This is a genomic window from Cellulomonas citrea (assembly GCF_009829685.1).
GTDB lineage: Bacteria > Actinomycetota > Actinomycetes > Actinomycetales > Cellulomonadaceae > Cellulomonas > Cellulomonas citrea.
In genome coordinates this window covers 1-11,790 of record NZ_VWSD01000096.1, presented here as the reverse complement: position 1 = coordinate 11,790, position 11,790 = coordinate 1, and the positions used below count along the sequence as shown (strand labels likewise).

General features: G+C 71.6%; 14 protein-coding genes and 1 pseudogene. All 15 read right to left on the bottom strand.

All coding sequences use genetic code 11. From position 1 onward, the window contains the following. The coding region (locus tag F2B26_RS11085; protein ID WP_235929620.1) for an N-acetylglucosamine-6-phosphate deacetylase at nt 1-1,035 on the bottom strand (1,035 nt) is incomplete at its 3' end. A 96-nt stretch (nt 1,036-1,131) separates the two neighbouring features. Beyond that, on the bottom strand, nt 1,132-1,827 hold the full coding sequence (gene nucS / locus F2B26_RS11080; RefSeq protein WP_159809311.1) for an endonuclease NucS: 696 nt from the start codon (nt 1,825-1,827) through the stop codon (nt 1,132-1,134). Next, complete coding sequence (locus F2B26_RS11075; protein WP_159809309.1) at nt 1,827-2,264, bottom strand: DUF2550 family protein; 438 nt, start codon at nt 2,262-2,264, stop codon at nt 1,827-1,829. Before F2B26_RS11075 ends, nucS begins: the two co-directional genes overlap by 1 nt. Before the next feature lie 10 nt (nt 2,265-2,274). Then, nucleotides 2,275-2,553, bottom strand: coding sequence for a F0F1 ATP synthase subunit epsilon (locus F2B26_RS11070; protein ID WP_159809307.1), 279 nt, complete (start codon nt 2,551-2,553; stop codon nt 2,275-2,277). Between the two features lie 28 nt (nt 2,554-2,581). Continuing rightward, the gene (gene atpD / locus F2B26_RS11065) at nt 2,582-4,069 is read right to left on the bottom strand and encodes a F0F1 ATP synthase subunit beta (RefSeq protein WP_159809305.1); all 1,488 of its coding nucleotides are present in this window, start codon (nt 4,067-4,069) and stop codon (nt 2,582-2,584) included. A 52-nt stretch (nt 4,070-4,121) separates the two neighbouring features. After that, the gene (locus F2B26_RS11060) at nt 4,122-5,018 is read right to left on the bottom strand and encodes a F0F1 ATP synthase subunit gamma (protein WP_159809303.1); all 897 of its coding nucleotides are present in this window, start codon (nt 5,016-5,018) and stop codon (nt 4,122-4,124) included. 1 nt (nt 5,019) lies between these two features. Continuing rightward, nucleotides 5,020-6,645, bottom strand: a complete 1,626-nt coding sequence (gene atpA / locus F2B26_RS11055) for a F0F1 ATP synthase subunit alpha (protein WP_159809301.1) — start codon at nt 6,643-6,645, stop codon at nt 5,020-5,022. A 61-nt stretch (nt 6,646-6,706) separates the two neighbouring features. Continuing rightward, a complete protein-coding gene (locus tag F2B26_RS11050) occupies nt 6,707-7,519 on the bottom strand; it encodes a F0F1 ATP synthase subunit delta (protein WP_159809299.1) in 813 nt (270 codons plus the stop codon). Further along, entirely contained in the window at nt 7,519-8,085 is a 567-nt protein-coding gene (locus F2B26_RS11045; protein WP_159809297.1) for a F0F1 ATP synthase subunit B, read from the bottom strand. The genes F2B26_RS11050 and F2B26_RS11045 overlap by 1 nt, the downstream gene beginning before the upstream one ends. After that, nucleotides 8,082-8,324 (bottom strand): ATP synthase F0 subunit C, encoded by a 243-nt coding sequence (atpE, locus tag F2B26_RS11040; protein WP_159809295.1) that lies wholly within the window; start codon nt 8,322-8,324, stop codon nt 8,082-8,084. Before atpE ends, F2B26_RS11045 begins: the two co-directional genes overlap by 4 nt. A 90-nt stretch (nt 8,325-8,414) precedes the next feature. After that, nucleotides 8,415-9,287, bottom strand: a complete 873-nt coding sequence (gene atpB, locus F2B26_RS11035) for a F0F1 ATP synthase subunit A (protein ID WP_235929619.1) — start codon at nt 9,285-9,287, stop codon at nt 8,415-8,417. A 103-nt stretch (nt 9,288-9,390) separates the two neighbouring features. Next, a complete protein-coding gene (locus F2B26_RS11030; RefSeq protein ID WP_159809291.1) occupies nt 9,391-9,828 on the bottom strand; it encodes a Cg1360 family ATP-synthase-associated protein in 438 nt (145 codons plus the stop codon). Next, nucleotides 9,825-10,934 (bottom strand): glycosyltransferase family 4 protein, encoded by a 1,110-nt coding sequence (locus F2B26_RS11025; RefSeq protein WP_159809289.1) that lies wholly within the window; start codon nt 10,932-10,934, stop codon nt 9,825-9,827. The genes F2B26_RS11030 and F2B26_RS11025 overlap by 4 nt, the downstream gene beginning before the upstream one ends. Continuing rightward, nucleotides 10,931-11,590: an L-threonylcarbamoyladenylate synthase gene (locus tag F2B26_RS11020; protein WP_159809287.1), complete on the bottom strand. Its 660-nt coding sequence runs from the start codon at nt 11,588-11,590 to the stop codon at nt 10,931-10,933. Before F2B26_RS11020 ends, F2B26_RS11025 begins: the two co-directional genes overlap by 4 nt. A gap of 14 nt (nt 11,591-11,604) precedes the next feature. Beyond that, nucleotides 11,605-11,790 (bottom strand): annotated as a pseudogene (locus tag F2B26_RS11015) (peptide chain release factor N(5)-glutamine methyltransferase); the annotation flags it as partial.

The window sequence follows — 11,790 nt, the reverse complement described above, 5'->3', positions numbered from 1 at the left end:
CACCGCCGCCGTGAGCGGCACGCCGGCTCCGACCACCGCACGCACGACGTCGAGCAGGTGCGCCGTGCCGCCGGCGATCGCGCCGTCGGTGCCGTCGGTGGTGCGCAACCGGGCGACGCCGTCGAGCACCCGCACCTCGAGCGGCCCGAGCCGGTACTCGCCGTCGGCCATCCCCGCGGCAGCCATCGCATCGGTGACCAGGGCCACCCGGTCGGGTCCGAGCAGATCGAACACGGCCTTGACCGTGCCGTCGCCCAGATGCGTCCCGTCGGCCACCAGCTCGACGACGAGCTCACCGCGGGCCGCTGCGTCCAGGCACGCCGGCACCGGACCGGGCTCGCGGTGGTGCCAGGGACGCATGCCGTTGAACAGGTGGGTCGCGCTCAGCCGACGGCTGCCGGCGAGCAGGGCACGCGTCCGCTCGATGGCCGCCGCGACCTGCTCGAACCCGGCATCGGTGTGCCCGATCGACGGCAGCGCCCCGGCGCGCACGAGCGCCGCGAGCACGTCGTCGTCCGGGCCGGTCCCGTCGGCCACCCCGGGGATCTCGGGTGCGACCGTCATGGTGCGCAGGGAACCCCGCGCAGCCTGCGCGACCGCCTCGACCAGCCGCACGTCGCCGGCCCGCATGTCGGCGGCGTTCTGCGCGCCGCGCCGGTCGGGTGACAGGAACGGGCCCTCGAGGTGGATCCCGACGAGGTCACCTGCCTCGACCACGTCGGCGAGCAGCGCCGTACGGGCCAGCAGGACGTCGGTGGAGGCCGTCACCAGGGAGGCCACGAGGCTCGTGGTCCCGTGCGTGAGGTGCTCGGCCGCGGCCGCGCGGACCTCGGCGGCGTCCTGCGCGTCAGGGAAGCTCGCGCCGCCGCCACCGTGGCAGTGCACGTCGACCAGCCCCGGCAGCAGCAGGTCGTCGCTCGGGGGCGGCAGCAGGTCGACCCAGGCGGCGGGCAGCTCATCGGCCGCGCCCACGTGGACGATGCGGGCGCCCTCCCCGACCACGACGGCGTCAGCGGTGGCGGAGCCGCCGCTCACCACCGCTCCCCGCAGAGCCCACTGGTTCACCGCACGAGTCACCGGGCCATCATCCCAGCACCGGCGCATCGGACGGGACGCGCCGCCCGCCGGTGCTCAGAACAGCCGGGCGGTCGGGTCGTCCATGCCGCGCAGCCCGGCGTAGTCGAGCACGAGGCACTCGATGCCGCGGTCCCGGGCGAGCACCCGCGCCTGCGGCTTGATCTCCTGCGCGGCGAACACCCCGCGCACCGGCGTCAGGCGCGGGTCACGGGACAGCAGCTCGAGGTAGCGGGTGAGCTGCTCGACGCCGTCGATGTCGCCACGGCGCTTGATCTCGACCGCGACCGTCCCGCCGGAGGGGTCCCGCGCCAGGATGTCGACCGGGCCGATGGCCGTGGGGTACTCCCGCCGCACGAGCGTGTGCCCGGGCCCGAGCAGGGTGATCTGCGCCGCCAGCAGCTCCTGCAGGTGCGCCTCGACACCGTCCTTCACCAGACCCGGGTCGACGCCGAGCTCGTGCGCAGACTCGTGCAGCACCTCGAACAGCTCGATGACGAGGCGGTCGTCGGACTTGGTGTGCTGCACGGTCCAGACCTGCTGGACGCCGGCAGCGACCTGCTCGTCGTCCGGGTCCGCCACGGCGAGGCGGCAGGGCGGGCTCATCCAGTTGAGCGGCTTGTACGAGCCGCCGTCCGAGTGCAGCAGGACCGAGCCGTCGGCCTTCACGAGGAGCAGACGGGTGGCGCGCGGCAGCTGGGCGGACAACCGCCCGGTGTACCGCGCCGCGCAGTCCGCGACGACGAGCCGCATCAGATGACGAAGCCCCGGTAGGTGGCAGCCGCCTCGAGCCAGCTCGTCAGCCCCGCCGAGGAGGAGCGGTCGACGAGCAGGTAGAGCTCCGGGACCGCCTCGACACCGCGGGTGACCCCGCAGCCGACGACGAGCAGCGGGTGCCCGGTCGCGTCCTGCAGCCGCGACGGGCGCCGCTCGATCACGATGAGGTCCGCCCGACGCCACCGCTGGGCACCGCCCAGGGAGAACCGCGGCCACCAGGACAGGTCCTCCGCCGAGTACTGCGCCAGACCGGCCCGCCAGGGGCCCTCCGGGCTCGCGGCCACCTGGCAGCGGAAGGCGCCCTTGCGCCGACCCAGGACCTGCAGTCGACGCACCCAGACAGCGCCCACCCCCAGGACGACCCCGATCGCGAGCGCCGAGAGCAGCAGGGCCAGCAGGTGCGGGGTCGTCATGGGTCGGCTCCTAGTGGGTCGCCACAGCGGCGGGACGCGCCTCGTCCGCCACGATGGTCACCTGGTCGGAGTCCACCGAGAAGAAGCCGCCCGCGACGGTGAACCGGAGGACCTCCTGGCTGTCGGTCGGCAGCACACGCACCTCACCGGGGCGCAGCACCGACAGCACCGGGACGTGCCCGGCGAGGATGCCCATCTCGCCGTCGCCGGCGGGCGCGACCACGCGCCGCGCCGGCCCCGACCACACCTTGCCGTCGGTGTCGACGATGTCGACCTCAAGCTCTGCCATGGTTCCTCCGCGTCCTGGTACGGCGTCGTCAGACGCCGTACTCCTTCTGGATGCGGGCCCAGTTGCGCTCGAGGTCATCCAGGCCACCGATGTTGAAGAACGCCTGCTCGGCCATGTGGTCGAACTCGCCGTCCGCGATCTTCTTGAACGCCTCGACGGTCTCGGCGATCGTCACCGTCGACCCCTCGACGCCGGTGAACTTGGTCGCCATGTAGGTGTTCTGCGACAGGAACTGCTGGATGCGACGGGCCCGGGCCACGACGGTCTTGTCCTCCTCGGACAGCTCGTCGACACCGAGGATCGCGATGATGTCCTGCAGCTCCTTGTTGCGCTGCAGGATCGACTTCACGCGGGTGGCCACGTCGTAGTGTTCCTGGCCCACGTAGCGCGGGTCGAGGATGCGGCTGGTCGAGCTCAGCGGGTCCACGGCCGGGTACAGACCGCGCGAGGCGATCTCACGGCTCAGCTCGGTGGTGGCGTCCAGGTGGGCGAACGTCGTGGCCGGTGCCGGGTCGGTGTAGTCGTCGGCGGGCACGTAGATCGCCTGCAGCGAGGTGATCGAGTGGCCGCGCGTCGAGGTGATCCGCTCCTGGAGCTGGCCCATCTCGTCGGCCAGGTTCGGCTGGTAGCCCACCGCGGACGGCATGCGGCCGAGCAGCGTGGAGACCTCGGAGCCAGCCTGGGTGAACCGGAAGATGTTGTCGATGAACAGCAGCACGTCCTGCTTCTGCACGTCGCGGAAGTACTCCGCCATCGTGAGGGCCGACAGGGCGACGCGAAGACGCGTGCCCGGCGGCTCGTCCATCTGGCCGAAGACCAGTGCCGTCTTGTCGAAGACGCCGGCCTCCTCCATCTCGACGATGAGGTCGTTGCCCTCACGGGTGCGCTCGCCGACCCCGGCGAACACCGACACACCGCCGTGGTTCTGGGCGACGCGCTGGATCATCTCCTGGATGAGGACCGTCTTGCCGACACCGGCACCGCCGAACAGGCCGATCTTGCCGCCCTGCACGTACGGGGTGAGCAGGTCGATGACCTTGATGCCGGTCTCGAACATGACCGTCTTGGACTCGAGCTGGTCGAACGCCGGCGGGTTGCGGTGGATCGGCCAGCGCTCGGTGATCTCGAGCTTCTCGCCCGGCTCCAGGTTGAGCACCTCGCCGATCACGTTGAACACGTGACCCTTGGTGACGTCGCCGACCGGCACCGAGATCGGCGCACCGGTGTCGGTGACGAGCGCGCCGCGGACCAGGCCGTCGGTCGGCTTGAGCGCGATGGCCCGCACGAGCGAGTCACCGAGGTGCTGGGCGACCTCGAGCGTCATCGTGAGGGAGCCGTCTCCCTCACCCTCGCCCTGGCCGGACAGGTCGACGGTGACCTTGAGGGCGTTGTACATCTCGGGGATCTGGTCCGGCGGGAACTCGATGTCCACGACGGGGCCGATCACCCGGGCGACCCGGCCCACGCCGGGCGCGGACTTCGCCGCGGTCTCCGCGGCGACGGTGGTGGCGGTCATCTGAATCCTCTTCGTTCCTCCGGACGACGGGTCCGGTCCGTGCGGTCGGGGGTCAGGAAGCGGCGAGCGCGTCGGCACCCGACACGATCTCGCTGATCTCCTGCGTGATCTCGCCCTGACGGGCCTGGTTGGCCAGTCGGGTGTACAGCCGGATGAGGTCCTCGGCGTTCTCGGTCGCCGTGTGCATGGCCCGCTGCCGAGCGGCGAGCTCGGAGGCCGCGGCCTGGAGCATGCACGCGAAGATCCGGGACCGGACGTACCGCGGCAGCAGTGCGTCGAGCACCTCGGTCGGGTCGGGCTCGAACTCGTACAGCGGGAGCTGGGCACCGTCCTCGTGCTCGACGACGCCCTCGACGACCTCGAGGGGCAGCATCCGCACGATCTGCGGGCGCTGGGTCACCATGTTGACGAAGTGCGTGTAGACCACGTGCACCTCGCCCACGCCCCCGGCGTCGGCGGGCGCGTCGTACGCCTGCAGCAACCGGTCGGAGATCTCGTCGGCCACCTCGGCCGTGGGCGCGTCCGAGACCCCCGCCCAGCTCCCGGCCAGCGGCCGCGAGCGGAAGGTGTAGTACGCGATCGCACGACGCCCCGAGACGTACAGGTCGACCTGCTTGCCCTCGCCGTTGAGCCGGGCGATGAGACGCTCGGTCTCCCGGATGACGGTGGCCGAGTAGGCCCCCGCCATCCCGCGGTCGGAGGCGATGAGCAGCACGGCCGCCCGGTTCGTGTCCTCGCGCGGGGTGAGGTAGTGGTGCGTCACGTTCGAGTGCGTCGCGACCGCCGACACCGCCCGGGTCAACGCCCGGGAGTACGGGGCCGCCTGGGACATACGGTCGCGCGAGCGGCCGATGCGGGAGGCGGCGATCAGCTCCTGGGCGCGGAACATCTTGCTCAGCGACCGGGTCGACTTGATCCGTTGGCGGTAGACGCGCTGGGAACCTGCCACGTCAGGCCTTCTTCTGCTTGACGATCTGCTCCTGCTCGATCTCGACCTCGGCCTCGTCGTCGCCGCCGACCAGCGGCTTGCCCTCGAAGGTGAGGAAGCCGGCCCGGAAGACGTCGATCGCCGCGGCGAGTGCATCCTCGGTCGCGGACTCGAGCTTGCCGGTCGTGGCGATGGTCGACAGGACCTCGGTGTGCCGGCGCAGGTGGTCGAGCAGCTCGGTCTCGAACCGCCGCACGTCCTGCAGCGGGACGTCGTCGAGCTTGCCCTTGGTGCCGGCCCAGATCGAGGCGACCTGGTCAGCCACCGGGTACGGGCTGTACTGACCCTGCTTGAGCAGCTCCATGAGCCGGGCGCCGCGGGTGAGCTGGGCGCGGCTGGCCGCGTCCAGGTCGGAGGCGAACATCGCGAACGCCTCGAGCGAGCGGTACTGGGCCAGGTCCAGCTTGAGCGTGCCGGAGACCTGCTTCATGGCCTTGACCTGGGCAGCACCACCGACGCGGGACACCGAGATGCCGACGTCGACCGCGGGACGCTGGTCGGCGTTGAACAGGTCGGACTGCAGGAAGATCTGCCCGTCGGTGATGGAGATGACGTTGGTCGGGATGTACGCCGAGACGTCGTTCGCCTTGGTCTCGATGACCGGCAGACCCGTCATCGAGCCAGCACCCAGGTCGTCGCTGAGCTTGGCGCAACGCTCGAGCAGCCGGGAGTGCAGGTAGAAGACGTCGCCCGGGTAGGCCTCGCGGCCCGGCGGCCGGCGCAGCAGGAGGGACACGGCGCGGTACGCCTCGGCCTGCTTGGACAGGTCGTCGAAGACGATGAGGACGTGCTTGCCCTGGTACATCCAGTGCTGGCCGATGGCCGACCCGGTGTAGGGGGCGAGGTACTTGAAGCCCGCGGGGTCCGAGGCGGGAGCGGCGACGATCGTCGTGTACTCCAGCGCGCCGGCCTCCTCGAGCGCGCCACGCACCGAGGCGATGGTCGAGCCCTTCTGGCCGATCGCGACGTAGATGCAGCGGACCTGCTGGTTCGGGTCGCCCGTCTCCCAGTTGGCCTTCTGGTTGATGATCGTGTCGATCGCGATCGCGGTCTTGCCGGTCTGGCGGTCGCCGATGATGAGCTGACGCTGCCCACGCCCGATCGGGATCATCGAGTCGATGGCCTTGAGGCCGGTCTGCAGCGGCTCGTGCACGCTCTTGCGCTGCATCACGCCGGGTGCCTGCAGCTCGAGGGCGCGGCGGCCCTCGGTCTCGATCTCGCCGAGGCCGTCGATCGGCTTGCCGAGCGGGTCCACCGTGCGGCCCAGGTACCCGTCGCCGACCGGCACCGAGAGCACCTCGCCGGTCCGGCGGACCTCCTGGCCCTCCTCGATGCCGGCGAACTCGCCGAGCACCACGACACCGATCTCCCGGACGTCGAGGTTGAGCGCGAGGCCCAACGTGCCGTCCTCGAACTGCAGCAGCTCGTTGGCCATCGCGCCGGGCAGGCCCTCGACCTGTGCGATGCCGTCGCCGGCGAGCGAGACGCGCCCGACCTCCTCGGCGGAGGCCCCGTGCGGTTCATAGCTCTTGACGAAGCTGTCCAGGGCGGCCCGGATCTCCTCCGGGCGGATCGTCAGCTCAGCCATCGTGTCTCTCCTCGTCGCGCCGGTCGCGCGCACCGTTCGTCATCGGTCGTGGGTCGGAAGGTCATCGTGCAAGCTCGCGCCTGGCGGCCACGAGGCGGGCGAGCACCGTCGCGTCGATCACGTCGGCACCGGACTGCGCACGCAGCCCGCCGATGACGTGGGGGTCCACCGACACGTTGAGCTCGACCTCGCGGCCGAGCACCCGTGCCAGCACGTCGGCGAGCCGGGTCGTCTGCTCGGCGCTCAACGGGGCTGCCGTCGTCACGGTCGCCACCTTGCGGTCGCGACGTTCGGCGATCAGGTCGGACAGGTGGCCCAGGGTCGTGACGAACCGCAGGCCGCGCGGGGCTGCTGCGGCACGCCGCGCGAGCGCCGTGGTCGCGGGGTCGGCCTGGCCGCCGAGGATCGCCTCGGCGAGGTCGGCCCGCTTGTCGGGCGCGAACGCGGGGGCGACGAGCGCCTGACGCATGTCGCGCTGACCGGCAAGCGCCCGGGTGAGGCGGAAGATCTCGTCCTCGACACGATCCAGCGCGCCGCGGGACTCCGCCGCGGACAGGATCGCGACACGGGCCAGCAGCTCGACCGCCTCGGCGAGGTCGTCCTCGCTCGACCAGCGACGGCCGACCAGGTCGCAGGCCACCGCGACGACCCGGGCGTCGGCACCGGTGAGCACCTCGGTCGCCAGTGCGGCCTTCGCCTCCGCCGTCGCCGACGGCGAGGTCATCCCCCGCCGCAGCGCCGGCGAGCTGACCAGGGCGTCACTCAGCGCGAACAGCTGCTGAGCCAGCTCCAGACCGCGCCCGCGGGCGCGGGTCACCACGGGCTCCCAGGCACGCAGCACGGCGTCCTGGGAGGCTCGGGAGGCAGCCCTCATCAGTGACCCGTCCCGGAGGTGGGCGCCGAGGCCGACAGCTCGTCGAGGAACCTGTCGACGACCCGCGAGCGGCGGGCCTCGTCCTCGAGCGACTCGCCGACGATCTTCGACGCGAGGTCGGTGGCGAGCGAGCCGACGTCGGACCGCAGCGAGATCGCGGCCTGCTGACGCTCGGCCTCGATCTGGCGCTGGGCGGCGGCCGTGATCCGCGCAGCGTCGTCCGCTGCCCGGACCCGGGACTCGGCGAGGATCTGGCTCGCCTCGCCGCGCGCCTCCTCACGGATGTGCGCGGCCTCCACGCGGGCCTCGGCGAGCTGCTCCTCGTAGTGGGCGAGCCGTGCGTCGGCCTCCGCCTGAGCGGACTCCGCCTTGGCCAGACCGCCCTCGATGAGCTCGGCACGCTCGTCGAGGACCTTCTGCAGCCGCGGCAGCGCGTACTTGCCGAACACCCAGGCGATCACCAGGAAGACGACGCCGCCCCAGATGAGGTCCGGCCAGTTGGGCAGCAGGATGCTCGGCTGCGACTCCTCCGCCGCGACCAGAGCGGCGAGCGCTGCCCCGGTCACGAGAAGATGAAGCCCGTGATCAGGCCGAGCAGGCCGAGCACCTCGACGAAGCCGATACCGATGAACATCGTCGTGCGCAGCTGGCCGGAGACCTCGGGCTGACGGGCCATGCCCTCGATGGTCTTGCCGATGAGGATGCCGAGGCCGATACCGGGGCCGATGACCGCGAGGCCGTAGCCGACGGTCGCGATGTTCCCGGAGACGGCGTCTGCGGCGGCGATGAGTGCCACGGAGTTCACAAGTGCCACGGTGGTCCGTTCCTTTGTGTCTCGCGCCTCGGCCGGTCGGCCGGGGCTCTGTGCTTGTCGGGCCGGGGCCCGCGGACTGGATCAGTGCTCTTCGGACACCGACAGGTCGATGTAGACGGCCGTGAGGATGACGAAGATGTAGGCCTGCAGGGCCGCCACGAAGATCTCGAACAGCGTGAGCGCGAAGCCCGCCCCGAGGGTGATGACGCTGAACGCCTTGAGCGCGGGACCCGCGCTGAGCAGGAAGAACTGGGTGGCGGAGAAGCAGAGCACCAGCATGAGGTGCCCCGCGACCATGTTCGCCATGAGTCGGATGGCCAGCGTTGCCGGGCGCAGGATGAAGACCTGCAGCAGCTCGATCGGCGTGAGCAGCACGTACATGAACCACGGCACGCCCGGCGGGAACAGGCTCGACTTGAGGAACCCGCCCACCCCCTTGGCCTGGATGCCCGCGGCGATGTACGTCACATAGGCGACCACCGCGAAGAGCAGCGGCAGGCCGATCCGGGAGGTGCCGGCGATGTTGAGGAAGATGAACACGCCGGTGATGTTGAAGGCGAGGATCGCGAAGAAGAGCGTCGTGAGCAGCGGCGTGAACTGCCGGGCCCGGTCCTTGCCGAGGACCTCCTCGGCGACGTTCTTGCGGACGAAGTCCATCAACCACTCGACCGCGGCCTGGGCGCGGCCCGGGACGAGGGTGGCCCGACGCGCCACGACCACCATGATCAGGACGAGCGCGGTCGCGGCGACGATCCGGACCAGCATGACCCGGTCGAGCGCGAAGGGCGTGCCTTCGAACAGGATCACCTGGGGGAAGAACTCGGCGATCGACGGCGCGTGGAATCCGCCGGACTCGCCGCCGTCAGCGACCAACAGCGCACTGGCGAGGCTGAACAGAGCGAGCTCCTTGAAGTCGTGAGGCCAGACCGCAGCCCAGGTCGCATCTTCGCGCACACCCGGACCTGACGGACACCTGAACGTGGGCAAGCCTAGCCCATGAGCAGCTGTTCCTCTCGACATCGAGAGATGTCATCTGCCCCTCAGACCGGGACCTTCGTCACACCTCGTCGTCACGGGCAGGTTCGACGTACGGGACCCGGCCCCGCGTGACCGCCCGGTAGTCGAGCAACGCCGAACCGACCACCCCCAGCCCCAGGACGGCCGCGAGCACCGGACGGGAGTAGAAGTCGTAGCCGCGCAGCACCCCGAGCACCACGACCACGAGGAGCACCTTGACCAGCCAGGTGCCCATCACCCAGGCGGCCATCACGGGCGGCGGCGAGGTGACCGTGCGCAGCAGCGCCACCGTCGTGGTCGCGGAGAACACGAGCGCCATCGCCACGCCGATGCCCGCCGCCCACACCCCGGGCATGCCCGCCACCAGCGCACCGACGGCCACACCGACGACGGCCAGCACGACGAGCAGCAGCAGGGTCGAGCGCAGCGCGGTGCGCAGCACCTGGGCCGAGGCGTCGGGCTCCGACGTCTGGTTCATGGCGTCTCCTTCGGGGACGTGGTGCGGCCCCGCAGCGGGCCGAGGGTGAGCAGGGTGGCCACGACGATCCCCAGCGCGAGCGCGATGAGCACGGTCGTCGTCGACCAGAGGACGAGGGCCGCCGCGCTGAACGCGAACACCGCGGTCCAGACGTACATGATCGCCACCGCGCGCCGCTCGGAGTGACCCAGCGCCAGCAGCCGGTGGTGGATGTGCATCCGGTCCGGGTGGAACGGGCTCTGCCCGCGGCCGAGCCGACGCACCACGGCGAGCGTCATGTCGAGCAGCGGCAGCACGAGCACCGCGACCGGCAGCAGGATCGGCAGGAACGCCGGGAACTGCACCCGCTCGGTGACCGACTGCGGGTCGATCTGCCCGGTGACGACCACCGCGGCGGCGGACACCATGAACCCGAGCACGAGCGCCCCGGAGTCACCCATGAAGATCGTGGCCGGCGACAGGTTGTGCGGCAGGAAGCCGAGGCAGGCACCGACCATCACGGCGATGACCAGGGTGGCCAGGTTCGAGTAGTCGGTGCGGTCGGTCTCCACCGTGAGCAGGTAGGTGTAGAGGAAGAACGCCGTGCCGCCGATGGCCATGAGGCCCGCGGCCAGCCCGTCGAGACCGTCGACGAAGTTGACCGCGTTCATCCCGACCACGACGACGAGGATCGTGAGGAACACCCAGATCCGGGTCGAGCCGACCGTGACCCCGCCGATCGGCAGCTGGTAGAGCAGCACGCCCTGCCAGGCCAGGAACCCCGCGGCCAGCACCTGCCCGATGAGCTTGGTGAGCCAGTCCAGGTCCCAGATGTCGTCCGCGACGCCGAGCGCGCAGACCAGACCGCCACCGCCGAGGATGCCGATGAGCGGCCGGGCGTCCGCGAACACCCCGGACAGGAAGTGCAGGTGGCTGACCAGCAGGATCGCCACCGTCATCCCGATGTACATCGCCAGGCCGCCGAGCCGGGGCGTCGGCACCGTGTGCACGTCCCGGGCCCGCACCGCGGTGATCGCCCCCCAGCGCATCGCGAGGTGCCGGGCCACCGGGGTCATGAGGTAGGTGACGGCCGCAGCCACCACCATGACCAGCAGGTACGTCCTCACGCCGGCGGCTCCGGGGCCTCGACGTCCGCCACCTCGCGCAGCGCGGCCAGGTCCAGCACCCCGAAGCGCAGCACCCGCATCGAGGCTCCGGTCGCGTCGACGATCGTCGACGGCGTCAGGCCCGGCGTCGGCCCGGCGTCCAGGTACACCGCGACGGAGTCCCCCAGCTGGGCGGCGGCGTCCGTGGCCACGGTCGCCGCGGGCCGGCCGGTGCGGTTGGCGCTCGACACCGCCAGCGGTCCGGTGCGGCGCAACAGCTCACGGGCCACCGGGTGGTCGGGCACCCGCAGCGCCACCGTGCCCCCGGTCTCGCCCAGGTCCCAGGCCAACGACGGCTGCGCCCGCACGACGAGCGTGAGGCCGCCGGGCCAGAACGCCTCGGCGAGCGCCCGCGCACCGGCCGGCACGTCCCAGGCCAGGCCGTCGAGCGTACGGGTCTCGGCGATGAGCACCGGCGGCGGCATCTGGCGGCCACGTCCCTTGGCGTCCAGCAGCGCCTGCACCGCGGGCGGGGTGAAGGCGTCGGCACCGATCCCGTAGACGGTGTCGGTGGGCAGCACCACCAGCTCTCCCCTGCCGAGCGCGGCGACGGCCTCGTCCAGCGCCGCACCGCGGGTCTGCTCGTGCGTCACGTCCCGGATGCGCTCACCGTCCACAGGGGTTGAGTCTGTCACGCGTCGAACTCCGAACCGGGCGAGCGCCGCGCGCGCAGCAGCCGCGGCCGGCCGGTGAGGTCGGGCTCGGTGCCGATCGACGTGAACGCCCCGCTGGCGGCCGCGGTCGCGCGCACCGCCTGCGCCTGGACCTCGGCGTGCTCCATGAGCAGCAGCCCGCCGGGCGCGAGCAGCCGGGCCAG